Below are 25,287 nucleotides of genomic sequence, written 5' to 3' on the forward strand. Positions count from 1 at the left end.
TTGTAGCGTTAGATACTGGCGAGGATTTAGATGCGTCTCGAAAACTTTTTGGTATAATTGAGGGAACATATATTTTGCGTGGGGGTCGCAGCGACCCCAATTTTTTTGGGTTACGGTTGGCTCAAACCCTTATTCTACCTGATTTGCAGCCCCCTTGTCACCCCTTGAGCCAAAAGCCCCAGAACCATTCACTTCAACCAGGCAGGGTGACCCATCAAAGCTGCAAAAGGCTGTACTCCCCGCAACTGATTCGACAGTGGCAAATGCCCTCTCGGCGCGCTCAAATCCCAAATAAACTCTTGCGGATACCGCGTCCAATTATTCCCCTTCTTCCAGCCAATTAGCGGCCACAATTTATCCCAATTCTTGCCAGAACTTAGCCAAATTTCCCGCTGCACTGAAAATCCAAATTTGCCTTCGGAATGAACTTTCCACAGGGTATTAATTGTTTGCAAATCCGCCACCGGCAAACTCTCAACTTGCGTAAAATACAGCCACTTTCTCACGGAAGCTGTATCACCGGCCAATTCACAAAGCTTGTCTAAAGTCAAGCGATCGGCTTCTTGAAATTCCTGTAACGCCAATAATTGTTGCAGCGGAGTGTAATCAACGTTAGAGTCCGATCGCAGTGGCACAACCCCAGTTGGAAAATTCGCTTGCAAAAACTCCGCCGCTCTCGGAGAATTAGCACTGTAAAGAATTTGGTAAGCCTTACCCATTACCGCAGTCGGTGCCTCTGACTTGCGCTCTAATAAAAATTCCATCAATACATCCCAACCGGAATCTGCTATTTGTTGTTGTAGCAGTTGCAGTTGAGCTTTTTCCGAACCAGACCTCAACTGAGAGCGGAGTTCGGCTGTATCGGCCGCCGAGTCTAGAGGAGAAGTAGAAATCGAGTCAGTCATGAGAAACTATCAGCTATCAGCTATCAGCTATCAGCTATTAGCTGAAGCCCTGGTTTTCCCCCATTGTACAATGGTACTGACTCCGATTCACTTCTCTGTACTCGCATGCCTGCGCGCAACCCCACCTAGTTTTGCCTCACGCCCCCACCCTCTTCACCAATGGCAGCAATAGCAAATCCCTCTACCATCTGAATTTTACGATCGATGCCATGTCAAAGAGTTTTTCTTGAACCTAGTCGTCCACGATGGAAACCCATGCAGAGAACGAAGGCGGAAAAAAGTTTATGTCATATTCCGAGTCTTCCCACTCTTTGACCCAAAGCGGCACGGCGCCGGGGCGAGGAGTTGCAGAAAAGGTGCGTTCTTTGACTTCGATCGAATGAAATAGCTGTTTTAAAGTATCTCCCCGATCCAAAGCTTCGCTAAGGATGTCGTCCAACTCAGGATCGACCCGTTTGACACGGTTTTTGTCCTCCTCCAGCCACAGAAGTTTCAAAGACTTCAGATCTCTCGGACTGAGGATGCTCTTGTAGTACACGCGCTTGAGGGTCGCTACGGGTTCCAATGAGCGTTCGATCCGGCGAATTTGCTGAACTCGCAGGTAGTGCCATTCCGCTAAACGCTTGCTTTCCGAAGGCGGGAGAGTACCCTTGCCCGCTGCGTGTTTGTAGTCGTATTTAATCAAACTGCAAGCCATATTGGCTAGCAGATGAATTAACTGTTTTTCTTTGGGTGTTGCCTGACGCCGTTCCTGGGTTCTTGTCAATACGCGCTGTCTGCGGGTAGTTTCGAGAGTATTTTCCATTGGGTTTTTACGAGATGAAATACGATTGTGCCAGATCCAAATCCCGAACATCAGAAGGTAAGGAAGTTGATAGGCGGGGAAACTCCACCGACAGACTCGCCTTACCTATTTATTTTCCCATCCACCGTTCTCTGAAACTGATCCCCACCCCTGGGATTAGGTAGACTGATCTTGGGATCGAGTTTTAACTACCTCGATTAGAGGCGGTTGGGACAACAAGCACCACAACTACAACCACAACCGCATCAGAGCGAACCACACAATAGCGCCAATTATTTCCTGCCTTTGCGCGTTTTTACCTCTTCTTGCTCCCCATCCTCATTCGTTCCAGTGTAGTTAAAGTCGGGACGACTCTCCCAAGCCGTCAAACTGCTGGCTGATGAATGCTGTGGGGCGATCGCTGAAGCGCTGGCGCTGCCTGCCTGGAAAAAGCCGAAGCCAGCCGAGGCAATTACCCCTAATACTAAGATGCTGTTTTTCATGTTCGATGACCCTGATTTGCGTAGATTGACACTTTTTGGCTAACCCGATCTGTCAGAAATGGGTTGATGCAATAGCCCACTTGTCTTCTGATAAATCTGCCTGCCATAATCAATTCAGACAGGCACACCCGCTTGCGATCGGAAACGCCGGAAGTGACGTGTTACTAATGTCCACGATCATCCATCAACCCGAATTTTTTGGGTAGTGGAGCGAAAGCCATCAGGGCGTCGATCCATCAGGGAGTTATGCCATCAGGGTGCTAATCCATCGGGTAGTTAAGCCATCAGGGCGCATCTTCTACAATTAGCCACCGACTTAACTTTTATAGTTGAGTAAGTGGTTAGCCTGGTACTGACAAAGCCTTTAAGAATTAAACTTTTTGTGGATGCATCCTGAAAAGTTTGTTCTTAGGAATCCCCGAACGCGAAAGCCCGGGGAAAGTCAGCAGCATGGAATTCCATGCAATCTAAGTCAACTAAAAAAACGCAGATTAACGATATCTCCCACTCAAGCAGTCCTCAGCAAAACGCTGGGGTTTTTTATTGGCAGCCATTGCGAGCGCGTTTTTCTCCGGCATCCGGCAAGCGGATCTGAAGGCAGAAGGTTGACGGCGCTGTGGTTAGGAGTTTCCCTGCCCACATCATACCACCGGGTGAAATTTAAAGTATTATTGTAAAAAAATGTGAAAAAAACTGCCTTTTAGCGTTCTCAATCCGAGGACAGTGAAAATTCATCTAATTATGTGAACGAGTGTAAAAAATCAAGTGGCGGGATACGATTCAGCCGATCGTAGGATTTGGGGTGAACGCTTGCAAAGATACGGTAAAGATTGATGAGAAGAAAGCTGAGCTAGTAGACAATAGAGAAAGAGGAAGAAAAATTTTTTACCATAGTAAGGCCGATTCAAAAAAAACCATGCAAATGCAACAGCCCAACTCCAAACCCTTATTGAATAAGTCATTCCCCAATCTAAAATCTAAAATCTAAAATGCTATAAGCCGACCATAATTGCAATTTGTAACCTTTCGATCGCACAGCATAGGGGTGTAAAATCTTGATGAATTCCCAGATGACAGCAGAACTCAACTCAACGTACCACTATCAAGTCGGAGGATATTTGCCTGCCGGTGCGCCCACCTATGTCAGGCGATCGGCCGACAGCGAACTCTACGAAGGACTCAAAGCCGGAGACTTCTGCTACGTGTTGAGTGCGCCGCAAATGGGAAAGTCCAGCCTGCTAGTGCAAACTGCCAAAAGGTTGCAAGCCGAAGGTACAGTTTTTGCCGCCGTCAACTTGAGAAGCATCAGCAGCCCTGATATCTCTCCCCAAAAGTGGTATGGCGCAATCATGTACCGCATGGCAAGCAGTTTACACATCACAAACAGATTTGATGCTATCAAGTGGTGGAACGATCGCGAACTGTTATCGCCGGTGCAGCGATTGGAGATATTTATCGAAAAAGTTTTACTCAAGTCACTTCAGCAAAATCTGGTAATTTTCATAGATGACATTGACAGCATCAGCAGCCTAAATTTCAATACCAGCGATTTTTTTGCCTTGATCCGGGCTTGTTACTCCAAGCGGGTAGAGCAACCGGAATACGATCGCCTGACTTTTGCTGTTATGGGAGTAGCAGCCCCCTCAGAATTGATCCGAGATCCAAGATGCAACCCTTTTAATATTGGACGGCAGATTCATTTAAGTCGATTCCAACTGCACGAAAGTTTGCCGCTAGCAAAAGGATTGGCTCTCAAAGCTTTCCGCCCCCAAAAAGTGCTCCAAGAAATATTAGCTTGGACGGGCGGCCAACCGTTTTTAACTCAAAAAATTTGCCACTTGGTACTTGAATACGGGCCTTTTATTGGCAGAAATGCCGAAGCTCATCAGGTTGAAAAACTGGTCAAACACAGAATTATTAAAAATTGGGAAGAAGAAGACGAACCCCAACATTTAATACCAATTCGCGATCGCATTTTCCATAGCCACTGCGACCTCACGCGGCTGTTAACGCTGTACCAGCAAGCTTTGCAACCGCTCAAAGCAACGAAACCGGGGCAATCGCAGGGAGTACCAGAAGATTACTCTCCCGAAAAAATCGAATTGCAACTGTCAGGACTGGTGGTTAAGTCTCACGGTAAATTAATAGTTTCCAACCTAATTTATCAGTCAGTTTTTAATAGATTCTGGGTGGAAAAAGAGCTGGGAAAATTGGCTCCATACCACTCCGCGCTAGCAGCATGGCTGGCTTCAGACCGCGAAGATGAATCGCTGTTATTGACAGGAGAAAGTTTGCAGTCAGCTTTGGATTGGGCTGCGAACAAACAATTAAGCCAAGAACACTATTGGTTCTTGAATCCCGATCGAACTTTTGAGGAAAAACCGACAGTGGTTGTCCCACCAGTTGCAGAAAGCAGCGTAGACACAGATGCAGACAGCCGCATCCTCACCCCGCCCTCAGATAGTGTTCCAACTGGCAGCAACGAACAGATATTGTACGATCACATCGTCTCCTGCGTAGAAGCGGAATCCCCCGCACAGGTGATCGAGCGGTTCCGAAAGCTATTTATCGACGGCATGGGCTATCCCGATCGAGAGATTGAAGCAACTTTGTACAGTATAGTCTCCGTCAAGCGATTGGATCAGCACTTTAAATATATCCTCCACCGCTGCTGCTACATCCCGATCAACCGCTGGCAATTGCAATCACACAACCAGTTCGCGATCGCCAAGTTGGTAGCTTTATTTAAGCAGGCTTCTCCCCGATTTGGGACGGAATTTTACATAGTCAAGCGCTTGCAAGAACAAATAGCTTTCTTTACTAAAAGTGAAGAATTTCAGACCATAGAGCGCTTAGTAAAAGCCTTAGATAGAGAGGCGGAACCGCAGACACAAGATACAGATTCTCCTTTGGGCGAATTGATATGTCGGTATCCTTATTTGTACGGCTATTCTCTACTGAGCAAGGGCAGCATTGAGGAAGACCAACAAACCATTCAAAAACTGGCATTTCAAAGACAGCGACAATTTGAAACACATTTGTCTCAATATTTAAATTATTTGGTTGAGCCGAGAAATACAGAAATAGGAATTGTGGATCGGGCAGCTAATCCCACACTGTTGAACGATGCAGAACTGCACTTAGCGGTCAGGGAATTTGCGGGAAAAGTCGCAGGCGATCGCAGCTACAAAGAAGCGGCTCAATTTTTCCTGAGAGATTCCAGACAAACTCCATCTTACGGCTCATTTAAAGTAAATTTATATGAATATTTAATATCGTCGATCGAGCCAGAATACGGCGGGCGTCAATTTAATGACCGTTTGTACAAACAAATCAAAAATACATTGCGAGAAAATGATTCGGTGAAATTTAATAATTCATTGTTAGTTCGGACTTGCCACCAGTTGTTCAACTTCTTAGTAGTGGAAAATTCTCAACATCCCAGCCACTACGTTTTTTACGACTTGGTGTACAACCTTGGCGCCAGCAGGACAATGGGTTTACTGCTGAAACTTGTACTGCTTTCGGGCAAAGTCAAACCAGAGTTGGAAAAGCGATTTTCTATTTTGTTTAATCACTATGAAGGTAAAGCTTCTAATGAAATTATGTGGTTTGTCAAATCGTTGGAAAATTTCAATGTGGCTTTGGTTGTGAATTTTGGTAAGACGGATTTGTCTTTGGTTAAACAGCATCTTATTTTGAATTGACAACAAAATTGATCCGGCTGCCTTATATAATAGTATTAACTCAAAAAAATTCAGGTAAAACACATGAAAGCCTTTGAAGTCACAGGAACGATCGACAAAAAGGTCAATTAATTCTCGATCGACCTTTAACACTAGACACTCCGGGCCCCGTGCGAATCATCGTCCTCTTTCAGGAACCTACAGATAAAGGTGAAGACGACCCCGACGATACTTCAGTTGAAGAAGTAAAAGCTAGTCTCAGAAGAGCGTTGCAGCAAGCCAAAGCCGGACAAACCCGAACAATCTCTGAACTGTGGGAGAGAATCGATCGATTTTAGATTTTAGATTTTAGATTTTAGACGATCGCACGATCGATCAACCTGAACAGCCGTCGATCGTACTTTTGTGAACCATTTACTCAAAATCCGTGAAGCGAAGCTATCCCGAAGGGAATCGCGCAAATATCAGCCTCAACTCCATCTGCAGCATCATAGTCGAGTTTGATGAAAGCCAATAGCGGTGTATTATTAACTCTATGATTAGCTATCTCAAAGGCACAGTAGCCGATATCGCCAAAGGCAGCAACCGCGTCATATTGACTCTGGAAGTCAATCAAATCGGCTATGAAATCCAAATTTTGCCCCGCGTGACGGGTCAATTGCCAGCATCCGGCGAAGTCGCCCAAATTTTTACCCACCAGCAAGTTAAAGAAGACCAAATTGTTTTGTACGGTTTTGGCAGCGCGGCCGAACGCGATTTGTTTCGGCAGTTGACGAGTGTCAGCGGTGTCGGTGCTCAACTGGCGATCGCACTTCTCGATACTTTAGGATTGCAAGATTTAGTCCAGGCGATCGTCGGCGGTAACACCCGCATCCTCGCCAAAACTCCGGGCGTGGGAACAAAAACCGCAGAACGTCTGGCCCTGGAACTCAAAAGCAAACTCTCGGAATGGCGACAGCAAGCAGGTTTGACAACTTCAGTCGCCGCCGGAGTCCCCCCAGCTATTCAAGAAGAAGTCGAGATGATCCTGCTGGCGATGGGATACACTGCTGCTGAAGTCTTGCAAGCGCTGCAAACCCTCAGTCAAGACAGCACTTTATCCGCCAAAGGTAATGCCGATGATTGGATACGTGAGGCGATCGCCTATTTGAGCCGATAATCCCCTACAACATCCAAAAACCGGGAATAAAAACCAAAATTCGGTCGTGCCAACAAACCCATCCCTGGCAAAAATTTTATAGTTATTATGCTTCCCCTGTGATAACATTGGAGATTGTGACAATCGTACAAAAAAAACTAAAATCAATTCATGGCTCTTACACAACAGCGCAAACAAGAAATCATGGGCGACTTCCAAACCCATGAAACCGATACCGGTTCAGCAGATGTCCAAGTCGCCATGCTGACCGATCGCATCACAAAACTCAGCGCCCACCTGAAAATCAACCAAAAAGACTTCGCCTCCCGGCGCGGTTTGATGATGATGATCAGCCGCCGCAAGCGCCTGCTGGCATACATCCAAAGGGAAAATGTCGATCGCTACAAAGCATTGATTGCCCGTCTAGGCATTCGCGGCTAAACACCAAAGCCAAAATTTGCGACAATATTCTTTAATCTTGGGCAAACACCAAGACTTATTGAAAAATGTTCGAGATTTCAGGTTAGAGATAAAATATGTCCTCCGAACCACCCCGCAAGCGCTTGCCCTTTGAACCGGCAACGAATCGTAAAAAAACGCCTAAAAAGCCCCCAGAACCCCAAGCAAGCGTAGCCTTAGAGTCGGATTCTGCCGACAAGCAGCCCAAAGCTAACAAAACCGGAAAACAGGCGCAATCCATCCCAGAAGTAGTCAGCCAACGCATGATATCTCGCATAGCGGTATTCTGCGGCATACCTACCCTATTGGGAATTTGCACATTTTTTGTCAGCTATTTGGTAGTCAGGAACGGCTTGTTCGATCTGCCCAACACAGCAGTATTGCTGGTAAGCATGGGCTGTTTTGGTCTAGGCGTTCTGGGATTAAGCTACGGAGTCCTCTCAGCTTCCTGGGATGAAGAAGTTTCAGGAAGCACTCTGGGGTGGGAAGAATTTAATACCAATTTTGGACGGATGCGAGAAGCGTGGCGCGCCGCGAAGCCAAAAAGTTAATCATTAGTCATGAGTTATTAGTCATTAGTCATTAGCTAAAAAACTAAGCTGTTAACCATTAGCGAGTTTGTCCTTGGGGAGGGAATAAGAACCCACCCCACAACAATGCTAAAAATACTGATATAAATAGATTCTCGATCGCCATTGCATCTATTTTTCTCAGTGCATCAGAGTCATCATCCGTTTCTAGCCCAACTAAAAAGGCAAAAAAATATGATTATTGTAATGAAAGCCGGCACTCCAGAAGCCGAGATCGATCGACTAGACGAAGACCTCCGCACTAACTGGGGTTTGATACCAGAAAAAATCGTCGGCCGTTACAAAACCGTCATGGGTTTGGTAGGCGACACCGCCGAGCTCGAACCTATGCAACTGCGCGAATTGAGCACCTGGATTGAAGAAGTCCTGCGCGTGGAAAAACCCTACAAACGCGCTTCTCTGGAGTACCGCCAAGGAGAAGCCAGCGAAGTAGCGGTTGCTACTCCTTTAGGAACTGTAATGATCGGCTTGCATCACCCGATCGCGATCGTAGCAGGCCCTTGCTCGGTCGAAAACGAAGAAATGATTGTCGAAACGGCAATGCGGGTCAAAGCTGCAGGAGCTCATTTTCTCCGTGGTGGCGCTTACAAACCGAGAACTTCCCCCTACGCTTTCCAAGGCCACGGCGAGAGTGCTTTGGGATTGCTAGCTGCGGCGCGGGAAGCTAGCGGTTTGGGAATTATTACGGAAGTTATGGATGCGGCGGACTTAAGTGCGATCGCAGAAGTAGCCGACGTGATCCAAGTCGGCGCGAGAAATATGCAGAATTTCTCACTGTTGAAGAAAGTCGGAGCTCAAGACAAACCAATTTTGCTGAAGCGCGGCATCTCCGCCACCATTGAAGAATGGTTGATGGCTGCTGAGTATATCATGGCTTCTGGCAATCCGAACGTGATTTTGTGCGAGCGCGGAATTCGCGGCTATGACAGACAATATACGCGCAATACGCTAGATTTGTCGGCGGTTCCAGTGTTGCGGACTCTGACTCACTTACCGATTATGGTTGACCCCAGTCACGGCACCGGTTGGGCGCAGTTTGTACCGTCAATGGCGTTTGCTTCGATCGCCTCTGGTACAGATTCCCTGATGATTGAAGTGCACCCGAATCCGAAAAAAGCTTTGTCTGACGGGCCGCAATCTTTAACACCGGATCAGTTCGACAAGTTGATGGAAGAATTGGCGGTGATTGGTAAAGTCATGAACCGTTGGCCGCAGCCCGTGCCAGTTTTGGCATAGAAATCGCGGTAATCAGTCAATACGCTTGGGTTAACCCAGATCCCCCCTAACCCCCCTTAAAAAGGGGGCGAAAAGAATGTTCTCAAAGTCCCCCTTCTTAAGGGGGATTTAGGGGGATCTCCGAGGAATAAATAGTTTTAACCCAAGCGTATTGGGTTAAATCCCCGACTTCTTAAAGAAGTCGGGGATTTTGTTATTTTTTTGGAATAGAGTCCCAGGGGCGATCGTACTTCTAGGAATGTTGGGAAATTTTGTATAATTGATATTTGAGTTAATTAGCGAGAGGGCTCGGAGTCATGGTAGGCATGGGAACCAAACTCACTTTAGCAGAATTTCTAGCTTTGCCCGACGGAGATATATATTGTGAGTTTGTAGATGGTGAAGCTGTTCCTAAAGTGTCTCCAAAATTTTTTCATTCCAGTTTACAGGGAGCTTTGTGTCGCCTGATTCGTGTATGGTGTAAAGGACGCGGGCGAGTGCTTCCAGAATGGACAATTTTGTTAAAACGTCAGGATAAAGATTGGGTACCTGTTCCTGATTTAACGTACATTTCTTATGAATGTCTGCCGAAAAGCTGGCGGCAAAATGAAGCTTGTCCTGCAATTCCTGAACTGGTGATTGAGATTATCTCTCCTGGTCAAACGATGCAGGGATTTGAAGAGAAGGCGAAAGATTATTTGGCGGCGGGCGTTCCGCGAGTTTGGGTAATTGATCCACAAGCTATTTTAATAAGAAGCTTTTTCCCCGATGGTTCAAGTCAAGTTTATACGGATAATACACTAATTGTAGATGACTTGCTGCCTGGTTTTGAGTTGACGACTAGACTGATTTTTGAAGAAGCGAAATTGATTGATTGATTAATTGATTGATTGAGGGCGATCGTACTCTGTGCAAGATATCAGTGGTAGGGTGCGTGACAGCGGGAAAACTTTAACTCGCGGCGGTGGGAATATTGACTGTCACGCACCGCACGCGGACCAAGCATTGAATAATACGCTGCCACCGGAAACGATATCACTTACACTTCGAGACGGATTTTGACTGTTGTGCCAAAAGCTTTTCTGAAGGCTGATTCAACATCGGGAAGTTTTTGAATTGCCATTAGCAAAAGTGGTGTTGAGGAAACTTTAATTCTTGCTTCTCTATCATTGAGCTCAATCAGTTTTCCGTGCTGTCGCATCAGTTCTTTAGTGCTGCGTGGTGATATCTGAAGTAGCACAGTTTTCCATGTTAGGTCTAGTATTCCTTGCATTGCTTCTTCTATTTGTTTGAGGGTGTCGTTTTTTTGAGGTAAAACGCCTGGTAGTTCCAGTTGAACGAAATTTTGTGCTTGCATAGTCTTACTCATGATGAAGAAATGATTGTTTTAACTGGGAAATGAGCGATCGGCTAACTTGCTTCCCCTCTCTATATTCCTTGAACAGCAAAGGCTTGACGGCTCAATTTCAACGCACCTCTGGCCCGCCCTCCAAAAGTGATCCAAAAGTGATCCGCGCCATAAATGGGCATATGTTATAAGTTAAATATGGTTAATTAAGGTTAAAAAGTCAGCATGGCAGCTACTCTGAGAGCATCTGAATCTGGGTTAAAAATTGTGGATATGGCAAGGCGAAAGAAAGGCTTGATAAAAAAGGCTTCTAGCTGGTGTGACGATGCCCATATTTCAGAAGGAACTTTAGGGCGGTTTTGGCGAAAAATACCAATTCAGCAGGATTCTTTTGTCAATATTTGCAAGGCTGTAGCAGTGGATAACTGGGAAGATATTGTTGATAATAGTCCCTTGTCTCAGACAGATTCGAGAGCAGAGTTTTTTGCTTGTGACGATGCTTGGGTTGGTCGAAAAGACCTGATTAGTGAACTCACCCAGAAGGTTCAGGGTTCGTGTCGCCTGTTAATTCTTCTGGGCATCGCGGGAATTGGTAAAACGGCTTTAGCTGAAAGATTGGCGGTGGAGTTACAAGACGAAGGTCGTAAGTTTCATCAGGAGAATTTTGAAAACCAGCAGCAAGCTTCTGATTTTGCTAGTGTGGCGATTCGATGGTTGGAAAAGTGGGGAGAACGCATTACGCCAGATGACCGCAAAGATACACAGCGGTTGCTGAATCGATTAGTCGAGCGATTGCGAGAAAATCGGTATTTGGTGGTGATAGATTCTCTGGAACTGATTTTAAAAGGAAATGAAGAAGCAGGTTGGAATGGTTTTCAGGATGAGTTGTGGGCAAAATTTTTTGAAACTTTTTTGGCAGTAGAATCTTGCCAAAGTCGTATCATCGTAACATCGCAGGATTTGCCAGAGCAAATTCCGGCCCGTTATAAAAATTTTTGGTATTGTCAAGAATTGAAGGGACTGACAGCATCAGAACAGTTAGACTTGTTCGATAAAACTGGACTAGAGGTTGAAATAGATTCACCAAACAAACCTTATTTAGAACGAATGGGGGCTGCTTATGAGGGGCATCCATTGGCTTTGCGGGTGATAGCTGGGGAAATTGGCAGTCAGCCTTTTTATGGTAACGTGTCGGGTTATTGGCATAAATACGGGCATGAAATTGAAGAAGTGGAGAAGGCAATTGAGGAAGCTAAGACCAAAGGAATAACCGCATCAGCAGATGACGACTGGCGACTGGATCGATATACTCGCGAACTGCGAAAAAATGTGCGATTCCGGCTGGAAAAGACGTTTGAGAGATTGCAAAAAGATATTTTGAATGCCTATCGATTGCTTTGCGAAGCTTCTGTGTATCGCTGTGCAGTACCGGAAGAGTTTTGGCTGAGTCATTTAGAAGATTGGGATTGCGATCAGGAGAAGCAAGAGTTAGCTTTGGATGCGTTACGCGATCGCTTTTTGGTAGAAGAAGAATTAATTGACGATGAGGTACACTTGCGACAGCACAATTTAATTCGCAGCGTAGCATTAGAGCATTTGAAAAATTTGACAGTGAGGTAATGGGCAATATGAAGAGTGATTTTGCTGAATTTGATTTTAAAAGTCAAAATGGTTTGGAAGTTGACATCACGCCACCGGGAGAGTGGATGCTGGCTAATCTGGGAATTGATCTAGCAGCACCGGAGTTTAGGGAACTGGCCCCTTGTAAACGCGCTCAGTACAGAGCGGTTAAAAATTGGCTGACGAGGTACAAACTGAAGCCGGATGCTTCCAATCTTGAGAAAGTCCGGGGATACTTGGAAGCATTTCACCATCTCTGCGAAGTGGAAGACTGGGAAAGAGCAAGTCAAATCCTTTTTACTCATTTAAAAACACCAACAAATCAAGCTTTACACAATCAACAGGGTCATTGGGGATACTATTTAGAACAAATTGAAATTTATAGCCGCATTTTACATAAGGTCGCGACAAGCACTTCTAGTTTTTTAAATGGTTTGGGCAATGCGAGTCAAGCTTTAGGAAAGTATGAAATAGCGATTGAATACCATCAGAAAGTCTTGATTATTGCACAGGAAACTCAAGACCGCAGTCTAGAAGGGATAGTTTTGGGAAATCTAGGAAATACTTATTTATCTCAAAGAAAGTTTGCTAAAACAATGAAGTGCTATCAGGATAGTTTAGCTATTGCACGGCAAATCCCCGACCGTCGCATGGAAGGCACGGCACTAACAAACTTGGGCGGTTTTTACCATATCCAGGGTAACTCTACTCAAGCAATAGAGTATTTGAAGCAAGGTTTACTCATTGCACACGAAATTTCCGATCGCCAACTTGAAGGAGCAGCATTAGGAGGTTTAGGAGTGGTTTACCGCCGTCGTAAAGAATATGCTAAAGCTATGCAATGCCTACTGGAAAGCTTGAATATAATGCAAGAGATTCAATACAGTAAAGGTGTGGAAAAGTCTTTTATGAATGTGGGTGCAGTTTACCGCCGTCTCAAAGATTATACTAATGCGGTTGAGTGTCACAATCAGCATTTATCAATAGCAAAAGAAATACAAGACCCATTGGGTCAGAGACAGGCACTAGCAGATTTGGCATGGATTTATTACCGACAAGAAGATTACCATCGAGCTATTAACTTTTACCAGCAAAGTTTGAGCATTGCGCGACAAATAAAAAATGACATTGAAGCAGAGTTTTTGGCATTGTTTGGTCTGGGAATAACTTACACAGCTTTAAAAGATTATATCAAAGCAATTGAGTGCTATCAGCAGGCTTTACCAATTGTGCGACAGATGGGCAACCAGGGAGAAATAGCTGTATTATTGGGTATTGCAGAAGCTTATAAGGAACTAAAAAGCTATCATAAGGCTATAGAGTATTATCAGCTAATATTAATTCTTCTAAGTGAAGTCAATAACAGTGAAGCCGAAATCTGGGCTCTGGTTAGCGTGGGAGGTATTTACTCTCAGCAAAAAGATTACATAAAAGCAAACAATTGTTACGAGCAGATGTTGTCAGTTGCAAAACAGACTGGCGATCGCCAAATGGAAACAGTAGCATTGGCTCGTTTGGGTTCTAATCATAAAAAGCTGCCAGACAAAACCAAAGCTATTGAATTTTATAAGCAAGCTTTACCAATAGCCAAAGAATTAGGAGAACGCGGAAGAGAGATAGCAATATTGATTGATTTAGTATTTATTATTGCCGAGCAAGAAAAATATAGTCAACTATGGGATGCTTTATTTCAACTTAGTTTTAAACACTGGTTAGTTATACCTTCGATAATTTTATTATCAATAATACTGATGGTAGGTGGCGCAGTATATGCTCTCATATCAATTATTATATTTATGGGAATTACCATCGGCGTTAGCATTATTTTTAGCATTTTACTTTGGCAAGCTCTACAAATATGCTTTTCGGCAAAAAAAGCTCTATCGACTAAATCTAATTATGGCAATTATGTAGATAAAAAATCTAAATTTGAGTGAGGTTAACTTTTTTATTCTGGCGATCGCGCTTTATTCATCGCTACAGAATTAGGCATCCCGCTAGCAAAAGAGTGTCAAGAATTGAAGGAAAAATTACTGAGCAAACATAACCTGTGAGGTATCGGTATCTAAAAGGTGTAACGTATGTGTGGTAAGCGCTCGATGAGCAACGCTTTTTCACTTCCCTTAAAACAAAGTGATAATTGCCGTATTAGGAGTCTCACTTAAAGCTGCGATCGCACCATAGTTTTCTCTTAGCATTCTCTCTATATCCCCTGTTGAACAATTTCCGCGACGTATCCAAATTACCTTTGGGGGAAATCCCAACAATAGACTCAATTCACTAAAATCCGCATCCTTGGTAACAATAATATAGTCATGCTGACGAGCATAATCCCAAACCTCGCGATCTGGTATAGTAGCTAATCCAATCCCATCAACATGAACTGAACCAGGGTAGATATCTGCGAGGCGATCGACAAGACGAGGAGAGAGATTTTGGTCAAACAAAAGTAGTCTCATGACCCAACGATTAACATAAGCTGTTCGCGTTTGGCGGCGAAACTCAAGCAAGCTAAAATATCCTGTTGGGTGAGATAGGGAAAATCATCTAGAATTTCTTGATAAGTCATCCCAGAAGCAAGATATTCCAGCACGTCATAGACTGTAATTCTCATGCCTCGAATACAAGGTTTACCACCTCGTTTACCGGGTTCGATCGTAATTATATTAGCGATATCTTGGTCTGACATGGCTCTCTTCTGTTAGTTTCTGTTTTTAATTCTAACCTAGGAAGCTGATTTTCACGATCGCACACCCTACTCAAAGACATTCATTAAGTTGTTTCATATCCCCTTGCGGCTGCACTTGCTTGTGCAAACTAATTTTGTCGCCCACTTCATACCCAGAATTAAAACCCGCCTCACTGCTGACTTGAGAATCTGTTCTCGTTCTAATTTTAACCCCTCGGCCCTCTAGATAATCGGCGATCGCCTGTTGATTTTTCTCAAACATCGATCGCACTACAATCCCTGGAGTAGCCGCCGCATCCCCCGAACCCGGAATCCCCGACTTTTCCATCTCCTGTTTTTGTTCCAACAATCTTTGTCTCAACCTCGTCGCGCATCCCACCCGAAAAGCATTCAGATACGCCAACCCCCTGCCGTTTCCTTTGCGGTATTTAGCCCTTTTTTCAATCGCCGAACTCAAATACTCGTACAGGTGTTTGCAAACAATCAGGTTTGTAGAAGTTCCCACCAAAAACATACTGCCATTATAAGTATTTCGCATGGCATTGCAACCGTTAGCGTCCGCAATTCCCGAAAGCAGCATCATTTTCCAAGTGACAAATTTCGATGTTGTTTCAACTGAGTCTTCCTCAATCTCTTCTTGGTGACTTGGCCCTAAATCCGCGAGGCTGAGATTGTACTGTGCCAGTAAAAGGGAAGCTTTTTCGGCTGCTGCAGTCGATTCGTTTTCATTTGATGAGGTGGCTAGGGCTAACAGCTTTTTGATTCTTTCGACAATACTTGTGTCTGCCATTTTTCAATCGGTTTTAGGGTGAGAGTATGCGGTGGCAAGGATTCGGGGATATTCTCATTTTAGTATAGCTGGGAATGTGCGATGTTTTTTGAAAAGGATTTTTTTGAACCGCAGAGGGCGCAGAGGGTGCAGAGAGAGAGAAAGAAAGAAAGAAGTTTGCAACTGATGCGCGGATTGGTTACTCTTCGAGGACTTCCAGGACTGATTTGGGCAGCAATTTATCTTTAAACCAGACTACTTTTGCTGGCACATCTTTTACATTCACCCCGGCTTTTTCTAAATTCAGCCGTTCGGAAATAGCTAAAATCAAGTTATCGCATTCAGACTTCTGTACTTGTGCAAATTTCTTTTGCAAATACTCCGGCCGCCAATAGCCAACTATTTCTAATAAAAACACTCGCCCGTCGGGATGCACCAACCGAAAGTCGGGAATCATCACGCTACCTGGAATCGGAATTAAATCAACTTCTCGCTCTAGTTGCCACTCGGTTTTTGTGGAATTCCATCTATCAGCAAATGCTGCTTCTAACATACTATCATAAGGCTTGCCAGGGGGATAGTGGCTGACTAAACCGCAGTCGGAATTTAGGGTGAATTTACCTGTTTTCAAAACGCCGCTAAAAGGGTCTTTTGTGTGCAGTGTCGAGTGCATACTCCATTTGGTGACGTGCAGCAGGGCGGGCAGCATTTTCGCCAGGGCTAAGCCGTAGCGGGTGCTGGGTTTGAATAAGCTTGTAGGGCCGTCTATTGTCAGTGTAAAACCGTGGTCTGCATCGCCTTCGATGTAAGTCATTAATTGAAATAGTTTCAGATAGCGAAATAAGAGTTTGTATTCTCCCGGATCGTTGCGGTGGGCGGTTAATTGGACTTGACTCGCTCGGTAAAATATGCCTTGAACTTGAGAAAGATTGTATTTGTGAAGCAAGTTTTCGGGTGTTGGTGGATTAAACTCTGTGAGGATTTTGTTTTCGTTTAAATCCGCGTATAAACCTGTAGTGATTTCGTCAGGAAAAACTTCTCTGTTTAACTCTTGGCTGAGCTCAGTTGCTACTTTTTCCAGGGTTAATTGGGTGGATTGAGGGCTGGGAGTCGATCGCGCGGACAATGCAAAAACCCGCTGTCTCAACTCTGAGGGTTCTAGGGGACTGATGACTTCTAAGGTGCAGAAACCGCTTTTCAGCAGGTGCGCTAATCCCCGTTTCAGCCGATAATCCGGGCTGTCGCCTTCTAATTCTAGCAAGCGTCCGTCGAGTTCGCCTTGGGTTTTGCCGATCGACTCTTGGAAGCAGTCGATCATTTCCTTAGCTACTTCTAAGTTTTTAGCATCTATCTTGAGGCGTAGCGGAATAATTGATTCCCCGTTTTGGCGGTGACTTAATAAATCAGTGGGTAGCATTTGTTAATAATTTTTTATTTTTAACGAACCGCGAAGGCGTGAAGAACGCGCAGGGAAGGCAGAGAAAGAAAGAGAGTGTTCAGAAATAGTTTAGGCTTGCTACCAGGGAATTTCATCATTGTCTTCTCCCCATTTTGCGGGTGATTCTGCTGCTTTTTTGGTTGTCTCTCGGTTGACTCCGTAAATGGGTGTCGGTTTGACAGTTTCTAATTTCTGATATTCTGGCTGTGGCGGTTCTATTTGTGTTTGTGGTTGGGGTTTGTGAAGCTGCATTCCTCCTCGGCGGCGTTGAGAAGTTCTTTCTTCGCTGGTGTCTTCGGTGACTACTTCGTAGAGAATTGCTAACTTATTTACATCGCTGCTTTTGCGGAGAACTCGACCCAATCGCTGAATGTATTCGCGTTCGCTGCCCGTACCTGACAATATGATAGCAATTCTGGCGTCGGGAACGTCCACTCCTTCGTTGAGAACGTGGGAGGCGACGAGGGTTTTGTATTCCCCGCTGCGAAAGCGATCGAGGATTTCGTGGCGTTCTTTGACTGGGGTTTGGTGGGTAATTGTGGGGATGAGAAATTCTTGGGAAATTCGGTAAACTGTGGCGTTGTCTCCGGTGAAAATTAGGGTGCGCTGGGGAGAGTGTTCTGCTAGTATTTGGGCTAAGATTCGCAGTTTTCCTTCGGTACAAAGGGCGATTTCTTTGGCTTGGCGGTGGGCTAGCATGGCGCGGCGTCCCAAGGGCGATCGCGCGCTTGCCATGATAAACTGTTTCCAACCTTCGAGGCTGGATATTCTGATGTTAGACTGTTTTAAGAAGTCGTTGCGAATGTTGATTAACTCGGCGTAGCGATCGCCCTCTTCTTTTGACAGTTTTACCATGATTTGAACTATTTTATGGTCGGCTAAAGCATCGCCTGCCAAATCTTCGGGTCTTTTACTAAATACTGTCGGGCCGATCAGGAAATGTAAATCGCTGTGGCGGCCATCTGTGCGATCGGGTGTGGCTGTCAGTCCGAGTTTAAAAGGCGCGATCGCATATTCGGAAATTACTCGATAAAAGTCTGTGGGCAAATGGTGGCATTCGTCAAAAACCAGCAAACCGTATTTATTGCCCAAAGTTTCTGCATGAATACTTGCACTGTCGTAGGTTGCCACTAAAATTGGCGTTTTGTCCCGCGAACCTCCGCCCAACAATCCGATTTCGATGTCGGGAAAAGCTGCTTTTAAATTAGCATACCACTGGTGCATTAAATCGAGAGTTGGTACTACAATTAATGTACTGCGACCAGTGACTTGCATGGCTAATTGTGCCAGATAAGTTTTGCCGGAAGCGGTGGGGAGGACGACTACTCCTTGGCTTCCTGCTTCCTGCCAAGCTGCTAGGGCCTGTTCTTGATGTGGGTAAGGCTGCATTTCCACGCTGGGTACGAGTTCGAGTAGTTCGTATCCCCTAGCTTCGTCGGTGAAGTGAATGCACTCGGCTTGGAGGGATTCTACCAGCGGGCGGTAGTGAATCGCCCGAATGCGGAATTTTTCCACGCGATCGTCCCATGTCGCAAAGTCCACCCAGTCTCTTCCTTTGGGCGGCGGGTGCAGCAATAGAGTTCCGCGATCGAATGTTAAAGTAGGTATCCGTGGCATTTGTTTTAAGACCCGCTGACTGCAAGCCTGTTAAATTATAAGCGATCGATCAAATATATTGACTCTTCTTGAAATTATCTGCGTTACTCTGTGTTAATCTGCCCTACATCTGCAGTCGATCTATTAATCAAAAAATTATGTAATTCAAGTCTAAATTTAGGAACTTGCGATCGCAGTGGATAAAAATTAAACAAATATTCTCCTAGCCCGATTGCCGGATTGCCAAATCTAAAATCTACAATGGTATTGTCCCGCTGGGGATGGTTTTTAGGTTAGATTCGATCTACGTATGCCTGAGATTAGAGGTTATAGATGGAAATAGGCGTCCCCAAGGAAATCAAGGATTTAGAGTTTCGAGTCGGGCTTAGCCCCACAAGTGTCCGGGCTTGTTCGGACAAAGGCCACACAGTTTTTGTGGAAACGAATGCTGGTGCTGGGGCCGGTTTCGCGGACGAGGACTACGTTGAAGCAGGGGCTAAAATTGTTTTAAAGGCTTCAGATGTCTGGAATCGCGAACTAATTGTTAAAGTTAAAGAACCGCTGCCTGCTGAGTATCCGCTGATTCAAAAAGAGCAGTTGCTGTTTACATATTTGCACTTGGCAGCCGATCGCACCTTAACCGAGCACTTAATCAATAGCGGAGTCCAAGCCATCGCCTATGAAACAGTCGAACTCCCGGACAGGAAATTGCCGTTGCTGACGCCGATGAGCATTATTGCAGGTCGTTTGGCCGTGCAGTTTGGAGCTCGGTTTTTGGAACGACAGCAAGGTGGTAGAGGCGTACTTTTGGGTGGCGTACCGGGCGTAAGACCGGGTAAAGTTGTGATTTTGGGCGGCGGCATCGTCGGCACAGAAGCAGCGCGAATTGCTGTAGGAATGGGCGCGAGAGTGCAGATATTAGACGTAAATGTCGATCGCCTAGCCTATTTAGAAACTCTGTTCGGTTCCCGAGTAGAATACCTCTACAGCAGTCCTTTGCAAATTGAAGCAGTTGTTCCCGATGCTGATTTGTTAATCGGGGCGGTTTTGGTTCCGGGCAAAAAAGCTCCGGTGCTGGTTTCTCGCGCATTTGTTGCGAAGATGCACCTCGGTTCTGTGATTGTTGACGTAGCCGTTGACCAAGGCGGCTGCATCGAAACTTTGCGGGTAACTTCTCACACAAATCCTACTTATGTTGAGGAAGGAGTCGTGCATTACGGTGTGCCAAATATGCCCGGTGCTGTGCCTTGGACTGCGACTCAAGCTTTGAATAACAGCACTTTGCCTTATGTTTTGCAGTTGGCAAATAACGGGATTAAAGCTTTGGAAATGAATCCGAGTTTGGCGAAGGGATTGAACGTGCAGAATCACCGATTGGTGCATCCGGCTGTGCGCGAGGTTTTCGCAGATTTGGCCGATTAGATGCCCATTTTTTCGGCAAATTCGGTAGGGTGCGTCAAATCAAAGCTTGTGGATTATTATTAACGGGACGCGATCTGACGCACCCTACTCAACTACACAGCGTTTTGCGATGTTTGGCTAACAGTAAATCCTCGATACTACAGCATTTCTCAACCCGAACAGTAATTGGTGCCAAATATTACTCGCAGTCAAGAAAAAAAAATTCCCCAAAACACTTGACAGATTCGCGGAGGTATGGCAGAGTAGTAATTCGTGACCGATGCGGAACTGGCGGAATTGGTAGACGCGCATGATTCAGGTTCATGTGGTGCAAGCCTTCCGGGTTCAAGTCCCGGGTTCCGCATTCCAAAGGCAGAAGGAAGTTTGGGGTTAACCCGGTAAAGGCAATAACCCCATTCGCTCTGCTGAATAAAACAATGCTGACAAGTATTCAAAACCCCCTAGTTAAAGAAATCCGCAAGCTGCACAGCTCGAAGGGACGCAGGGAACAACAATTATTTTTACTCGAAGGGACGCACTTGCTGGAGGAAGCTTGCGCTGCCAAATACCCGCTAGCAACGGTTTGCTGCACTCCCGAATGGCAGGATCGGCACGGGGAACTTTGGGAGCAAGTTGGTAATTTAGCCGATCGCACAGAATTAGTAAGTGCAAAAGTGTTAGAGTCGATCGCCACTACAGTCCAACCCGACGGCATTGTCGCCACCGCACCCCGCACCGCAACAGAGCCCGCAAAATTGTCAACTTTAGGAATAGCCCTAGAAACAATCCAAGATCCCGGCAACTTGGGGGCGATCGTCCGCACGGCTGCGGCTGCTAATGCCGACGGTTTGCTGCTGAGCGCAGACAGCGCCGATTTAGACCATCCCAAAGTGCTGCGCGCCTCGGCAGGAGCTTGGTTTAAGCTGCCAATGGCAGTCAGTCCAGATTTAACCGCCGAAGTCTCGGCCTATAAAAATCGAGGAATGCAAATTTTAGCAACCGTCGCCGGGGCCAGTTTAAGTTATTGGGAAGTAGATTTGCGAGTGCCGACTCTGATAGTTTTGGGCAACGAAGGATCTGGTTTGTCGGAAGAATTGAGGAGTTTGGCCGATCGACAAATCCAAATTCCCCTGAGTCGTGGCGTAGAATCTTTAAATGTGTCGATCGCCGCAGCCCTGATCTTGTACGAAGCTCAAAGGCAAAGAAGTCATTAGTCATTAATCATTATCTGTTGGGGCGGGTTGAGCGATATCTGTAACTTCATATTCAGGGTATTGAAAAGCTGCCGGGCCTTTAAATTATATTTTTCACTTGGTATTTTTCACTGGCGCTTTGCCAACAGTGGTCCCTCCCCATCTGCCCATCTCCCTATCTCCTCCTCTGAGATGTGGCGGATTTTGTTTATATTGATGCAAACTTGAAAGCTAGGAAAGCGGGTACTCTCGTACCAACAGTCCAGGCTTGCATGAAATAAATATGAAGAAGTGTAGCCAAGTGCTCTCACAAATGTTAAGATTCTTAACATAACGTAGTATTGTGCACGCCCCAACCAAAACCTAACCTGAGACGGTGCTGACTGGGAGTAGTAGCTAGCTACCATAAAATTAAGCCTCTTTAAATGGAAGGAAAGCGCAAGTCCCCGCCCGCTTTCCTTCCCAGCTAAAGCTAGGGGTTTGCGACTACCGCAAACCTTTAGAGGCACAGATCCTCAGCGGGAAAAGCTCATGAAAACTCTTAAGTCCTCAGATACAGATTCTGTTCGCGCTTACTTGCGGGAAATCGGCCGCGTTCCCTTGTTGACCCATGAGCAAGAAATACTCTACGGGAAACAGGTACAGCGCTCAACCGCACTGCATCAGGAGAAAAATATTTTAGCCGAAGAGTTAGGCCGCGACCCGACGGCGGCTGAATGGGCACAGGCAGTTGGGCTGTCTGAGGCACAGTTGCAGCGGACGATCGAACACGGGGAAAGGGCAAAGCGCCAAATGGTGGAAGCGAATCTCCGCCTGGTAGTGTCTGTTGCCAAGAAATATATCAAGCGCAACGTAGATTTACTGGATCTAATTCAGGAAGGCACGATCGGGATGCAGCGGGGAGTAGAAAAATTTGACCCGACTAAGGGCTACAGATTTTCTACTTATGCTTATTGGTGGATTCGTCAGGCAATTACTCGGGCGATCGCTGAAAAAGGCCGCACCATCCGCTTGCCGATCCACATTACCGAAAAGCTCAACAAAATTAAAAAGGCTCAGCGCCAACTTGCTCAACAGCTTGGTCGCGCGGCCACGGCTGCTGAATTGGCATCAGAGCTCGAATTGACTCCCAAACAGATTCGCGAATATCTCGATCGCGCGCGCCTGCCACTTTCCCTGGACTTGCGCGTGGGAGACAATCAAGATACAGAGTTGGGCGATTTGTTGGAAGATACGGGTACTACGCCAGAAGATTTTGCCCTGCAATCTTCCCTGCGGACTGACTTAGACCACCTAATGGCGGAACTGACTCAGCAACAGCGAGAAGTGCTCGCCTTGCGGTTCGGTTTAGAAGACGGACAAACCCTAACTTTGGCAAAAATAGGCGATCGTCTCAACATCAGTCGGGAACGAGTGCGGCAAATAGAACGGGAAGCTTTGACCAAACTCCGCAAGCGCAAGCAAGATATCAACGATTATCTAGCCAGCTAGCTAGATTGGGGATTGGCGATCTGGTTCCCCCCACTTGCAATCCCCAATCTAAAATCGTAAAAACCGCCGCTTTTAATTCGGTTGTGCCCACTTGGTTGCTATGAATGTCCTGCTACATTAGTAATTACTTAGTAATAAAGATCAGCAGCGATCAGATAAGGGTTATTTAATTTAACCGCCCGCGTCTAACATAACAAGCTGTATCTGAAACGGAGGTACTCGTGAGCAACTCATCTAATAAATCCCCAGAATTCTTTGAAGAAGACGGAGAAAATACCAACTTATTATGGCAGTACGTGCAGTCAATGGCTCCCGACACAGTTTCTCAGTTGTCTAAGCCGACTTCTCACGAAGTGTTTCAAGTAATGGAGCGAAATATTGTTGGACTTTTGGGGAATTTGCCTTCGGAACACTTCGGGGTGACAGTGACTACCAGTCGCGAACATTTGGGTAGATTGCTCGCCTCGGCTATGATTAGCGGTTATTTTCTCAAAAATGCCGAACAGCGAATGACTTTTGAAAAGTCCCTACAAGCCAGTGAGAGACACGGCTCGGACGATTAGTAGATTTTTAACATTTAAGTGCTCCAAGTGTCAAGCCCCCCCTCGCAAGATGGGGGCTTAATATTTTAGATTTTAGATTTTAGATTTTAGATTAAATAATTGAATAATTATTGATATTATTCTTAAATTCCCAATACCCAATTCCCAATACCCAATTCCCAATTAATATGTCTCTTCCTCCTTTGACCCACAAAGTTATCGGCGTTGCTGCAATCTGGAACGATCGCCAACAAATTTTGATTGACAAGCGCCGACAACATGGACTGCACGGGGGTTTCTGGGAGTTTCCTGGCGGTAAAATAGAGCCTGGGGAAACAATCGAAGCTTGCATAAAACGGGAAATTATGGAGGAGTTGGGGATGGTCGTAGAAGTTGGCGATCGCTTGATTACAATTGACCACGACTACACTAAATTTACAGTTAGACTATACGTGCACCACTGCCGCCACGTCAGCGGTGAACCGCAAACGATTGAATGCGATGAAATTCGCTGGGTGACACTGGACGAAATTGACCAATTTACTTTTCCCAAGGCAAACGCACAGATTATTACTGCACTGCGGAAAAGTTGAGCTGTAATATAAAATTCGGTTGCTACTTTTCAACTGACAAATGACAGCTAACTTTTATTTTTGGACGGGCAGAGTAAAGTGAAAACAACTGCCTCTATCGGGTATAGAATCTACCCAAATTTGACCGTAGTGGGCGCGGATGATGCCTTGACACAGAGACAGTCCAATGCCGTAACCGTCTGTTGATTTATCTCGCTGCAAGCGAAAGCTGTCTTCAAAAATGCTCGCGCAATCTTCTTCAGGAATTCCCGGGCCGCTGTTGCAAATGCTGACTTGAACTTTGTAAGCGGTGCGGTGGAGAATTGAAAGATTAACAGTTCCTCGGTCTGGGGTGTACTTGCTGGCGTTGTCAAGCAGGTTGACCATGACTTGTTTGATGCGATCGGGATCGGCATAAACCAAGGGCAAATCTGCAGGAATGTCTGTTTCTAAGTTCAGACTTTTCGCCTGAAATTTGTCTTGAAACTGCAAGATTACATCTTGACAAATCTCCCCCAGTTCGATTCTTTTTGGTTCAATGTGGAGTTGAGCGTTTGTACCCCGGGCTGCTTGCAGGATATCTGTAATCATCCGATCGACAATTTGGATTTGGCGGCGGGCTTGTTTCATTAAATGAGCCGCCAGACTCGGTGTCAAACGCGACTTTTCCCCCTCTTTCACCTTCTGACTTGACTCTAAAGTCTCCAAAGCCAAAGATGCAGCCGTCAAGGGATTTCGCAAGTCGTGAGCTAGCATCGCAATAATCCGGTCTTTCAACTGCAACTGCTCTTGCAGGTGTTCTTTTTCCTGTTTGAGGCGAAAAACTTCATCAGAAAGCTGCACAAGTTCGGCGGCGCAAGCAACGGAATAGAGTGGTTTTGGGTTAGTCAGGCTTTCAGCAAGTGCTGGGGCTGACTGCTGCTGAGCTGCGTATTCCTCTACAGAACGCTTCCAGCGGGGCCACCAGTGTTCGAGTTGGGCGATTAAATTGCTGCCGGCGAGAGTTTGTCGGGGGTCTGGATGAATTTTGAGCAGCGAGGGAGTGGCTACAAGTTTAAAGTGTTCGGCTAAATCGGGCTGTTCTCCTACGTCGATGATTTGAAGCTCAAAGTCGCAGCCTGCTTTCAAATCCTTTAGGGACTTGCGGATGTGTCTGGTCTGTTCTCGGGAAGAGGAACGCTTGTCTACAAACAGCAAAAGCTGTAAAAGCGGTGCGGAATTGACCGACTGTTCGGGAGAACAGTCAGTGCCGCTGGTGCCGGGTGTGGGATGGACGCTGTTGAGCTTTTCGATCGGGTGAAAATAATTGAGCATTGCCGAGCCGAGTTATTTCACTTCTACTTTAATT

24 protein-coding genes and 1 tRNA gene are annotated in these 25,287 nt (G+C 45.8%); 15 read left to right on the forward strand and 10 right to left on the reverse strand.

From position 1 onward, the window contains the following. Nucleotides 1-188: 188 nt before the first annotated feature. From QUA23_RS20560 to QUA23_RS20570, 3 genes are all read right to left on the reverse strand, one after another. Nucleotides 189-905 (reverse strand): GUN4 N-terminal ARM-like repeat domain-containing protein, encoded by a 717-nt coding sequence (locus QUA23_RS20560; protein WP_333077654.1) that lies wholly within the window; start codon nt 903-905, stop codon nt 189-191. Nucleotides 906-1,137: 232 nt separating this feature from the next. Beyond that, nucleotides 1,138-1,710, reverse strand: a complete 573-nt coding sequence (locus tag QUA23_RS20565; RefSeq protein WP_333066315.1) for a hypothetical protein — start codon at nt 1,708-1,710, stop codon at nt 1,138-1,140. A gap of 272 nt (nt 1,711-1,982) precedes the next feature. Further along, nucleotides 1,983-2,192, reverse strand: coding sequence for a hypothetical protein (locus QUA23_RS20570; protein WP_333077656.1), 210 nt, complete (start codon nt 2,190-2,192; stop codon nt 1,983-1,985). 1,070 nt (nt 2,193-3,262) lie between these two features. On the opposite strand from QUA23_RS20570, the gene QUA23_RS20575 reads away from it, so the two are divergent. The 7 genes from QUA23_RS20575 (at nt 3,263) to QUA23_RS20605 (ending at nt 10,158) form a co-directional block, all read left to right on the forward strand. Then, nucleotides 3,263-5,899 carry an AAA-like domain-containing protein gene (locus QUA23_RS20575; protein ID WP_333077658.1) on the forward strand — a complete coding sequence of 879 codons (2,637 nt, stop codon included), beginning with the start codon at nt 3,263-3,265 and terminating at the stop codon, nt 5,897-5,899. A gap of 149 nt (nt 5,900-6,048) precedes the next feature. Then, nucleotides 6,049-6,216 carry a type II toxin-antitoxin system RelN family antitoxin gene (locus QUA23_RS20580; RefSeq protein ID WP_333077659.1) on the forward strand — a complete coding sequence of 56 codons (168 nt, stop codon included), beginning with the start codon at nt 6,049-6,051 and terminating at the stop codon, nt 6,214-6,216. Nucleotides 6,217-6,413: 197 nt separating this feature from the next. Continuing rightward, on the forward strand, nt 6,414-7,037 hold the full coding sequence (ruvA, locus tag QUA23_RS20585; protein ID WP_015174486.1) for a Holliday junction branch migration protein RuvA: 624 nt from the start codon (nt 6,414-6,416) through the stop codon (nt 7,035-7,037). A 150-nt stretch (nt 7,038-7,187) separates the two neighbouring features. Then, nucleotides 7,188-7,457 (forward strand): 30S ribosomal protein S15, encoded by a 270-nt coding sequence (gene rpsO, locus QUA23_RS20590; protein WP_190661928.1) that lies wholly within the window; start codon nt 7,188-7,190, stop codon nt 7,455-7,457. Between the two features lie 95 nt (nt 7,458-7,552). Continuing rightward, on the forward strand, nt 7,553-8,026 hold the full coding sequence (locus QUA23_RS20595; protein WP_333077662.1) for a PAM68 family protein: 474 nt from the start codon (nt 7,553-7,555) through the stop codon (nt 8,024-8,026). 213 nt (nt 8,027-8,239) lie between these two features. Further along, a complete protein-coding gene (aroF, locus tag QUA23_RS20600) occupies nt 8,240-9,301 on the forward strand; it encodes a 3-deoxy-7-phosphoheptulonate synthase (protein WP_333077663.1) in 1,062 nt (353 codons plus the stop codon). 305 nt (nt 9,302-9,606) lie between these two features. Beyond that, nucleotides 9,607-10,158: a Uma2 family endonuclease gene (locus QUA23_RS20605; protein WP_445243513.1), complete on the forward strand. Its 552-nt coding sequence runs from the start codon at nt 9,607-9,609 to the stop codon at nt 10,156-10,158. Nucleotides 10,159-10,319: 161 nt separating this feature from the next. Here QUA23_RS20605 and QUA23_RS20610 read toward each other — a convergent pair whose 3' ends face one another. Continuing rightward, entirely contained in the window at nt 10,320-10,637 is a 318-nt protein-coding gene (locus QUA23_RS20610; protein ID WP_333077665.1) for a hypothetical protein, read from the reverse strand. A 216-nt stretch (nt 10,638-10,853) separates the two neighbouring features. On the opposite strand from QUA23_RS20610, the gene QUA23_RS20615 reads away from it, so the two are divergent. Beyond that, the gene (locus QUA23_RS20615) at nt 10,854-12,248 is read left to right on the forward strand and encodes an ATP-binding protein (protein WP_333077666.1); all 1,395 of its coding nucleotides are present in this window, start codon (nt 10,854-10,856) and stop codon (nt 12,246-12,248) included. Nucleotides 12,249-12,256: 8 nt separating this feature from the next. Further along, nucleotides 12,257-14,185 (forward strand): tetratricopeptide repeat protein, encoded by a 1,929-nt coding sequence (locus QUA23_RS20620; protein WP_333110496.1) that lies wholly within the window; start codon nt 12,257-12,259, stop codon nt 14,183-14,185. Between the two features lie 186 nt (nt 14,186-14,371). Here the strand turns inward: QUA23_RS20620 and QUA23_RS20625 are convergent, their stop codons facing one another. The 5 genes from QUA23_RS20625 to QUA23_RS20645 form a co-directional block, all read right to left on the reverse strand. Next, nucleotides 14,372-14,707, reverse strand: a complete 336-nt coding sequence (locus QUA23_RS20625; RefSeq protein WP_015174496.1) for a DUF5615 family PIN-like protein — start codon at nt 14,705-14,707, stop codon at nt 14,372-14,374. Further along, the gene (locus tag QUA23_RS20630) at nt 14,704-14,937 is read right to left on the reverse strand and encodes a DUF433 domain-containing protein (protein WP_333077669.1); all 234 of its coding nucleotides are present in this window, start codon (nt 14,935-14,937) and stop codon (nt 14,704-14,706) included. The genes QUA23_RS20625 and QUA23_RS20630 overlap by 4 nt, the downstream gene beginning before the upstream one ends. 70 nt (nt 14,938-15,007) lie before the next feature. Next, a complete protein-coding gene (locus QUA23_RS20635; RefSeq protein ID WP_333077670.1) occupies nt 15,008-15,727 on the reverse strand; it encodes a DUF2786 domain-containing protein in 720 nt (239 codons plus the stop codon). Between the two features lie 178 nt (nt 15,728-15,905). Continuing rightward, nucleotides 15,906-17,123 carry a DUF790 family protein gene (locus QUA23_RS20640; RefSeq protein WP_333077671.1) on the reverse strand — a complete coding sequence of 406 codons (1,218 nt, stop codon included), beginning with the start codon at nt 17,121-17,123 and terminating at the stop codon, nt 15,906-15,908. A 99-nt stretch (nt 17,124-17,222) separates the two neighbouring features. Then, the gene (locus tag QUA23_RS20645; protein WP_333077672.1) at nt 17,223-18,761 is read right to left on the reverse strand and encodes a DEAD/DEAH box helicase family protein; all 1,539 of its coding nucleotides are present in this window, start codon (nt 18,759-18,761) and stop codon (nt 17,223-17,225) included. Between the two features lie 312 nt (nt 18,762-19,073). Between QUA23_RS20645 and ald the strand changes: the two genes are divergently transcribed. The 6 genes from ald (at nt 19,074) to mutT (ending at nt 23,960) form a co-directional block, all read left to right on the forward strand. Then, entirely contained in the window at nt 19,074-20,162 is a 1,089-nt protein-coding gene (gene ald, locus QUA23_RS20650) for an alanine dehydrogenase (RefSeq protein ID WP_333077673.1), read from the forward strand. A 261-nt stretch (nt 20,163-20,423) separates the two neighbouring features. Further along, nucleotides 20,424-20,505, forward strand: a tRNA-Leu gene (locus QUA23_RS20655). Between the two features lie 73 nt (nt 20,506-20,578). Further along, the gene (locus QUA23_RS20660) at nt 20,579-21,355 is read left to right on the forward strand and encodes an RNA methyltransferase (protein ID WP_333077675.1); all 777 of its coding nucleotides are present in this window, start codon (nt 20,579-20,581) and stop codon (nt 21,353-21,355) included. A 510-nt stretch (nt 21,356-21,865) separates the two neighbouring features. Then, nucleotides 21,866-22,825: an RNA polymerase sigma factor, RpoD/SigA family gene (locus QUA23_RS20665; RefSeq protein ID WP_190661889.1), complete on the forward strand. Its 960-nt coding sequence runs from the start codon at nt 21,866-21,868 to the stop codon at nt 22,823-22,825. A gap of 221 nt (nt 22,826-23,046) precedes the next feature. Then, nucleotides 23,047-23,388 (forward strand): DUF760 domain-containing protein, encoded by a 342-nt coding sequence (locus tag QUA23_RS20670; protein WP_190733183.1) that lies wholly within the window; start codon nt 23,047-23,049, stop codon nt 23,386-23,388. A gap of 167 nt (nt 23,389-23,555) precedes the next feature. Then, nucleotides 23,556-23,960: an 8-oxo-dGTP diphosphatase MutT gene (gene mutT / locus QUA23_RS20675; protein WP_333077677.1), complete on the forward strand. Its 405-nt coding sequence runs from the start codon at nt 23,556-23,558 to the stop codon at nt 23,958-23,960. A 54-nt stretch (nt 23,961-24,014) separates the two neighbouring features. Here the strand turns inward: mutT and QUA23_RS20680 are convergent, their stop codons facing one another. Further along, nucleotides 24,015-25,253: a histidine kinase gene (locus QUA23_RS20680; RefSeq protein WP_333077679.1), complete on the reverse strand. Its 1,239-nt coding sequence runs from the start codon at nt 25,251-25,253 to the stop codon at nt 24,015-24,017. Nucleotides 25,254-25,287 lie beyond the last annotated feature (34 nt).

It is taken from the genome of Microcoleus sp. Pol1C5 (assembly GCF_036701115.1).
GTDB lineage: Bacteria > Cyanobacteriota > Cyanobacteriia > Cyanobacteriales > Microcoleaceae > Microcoleus.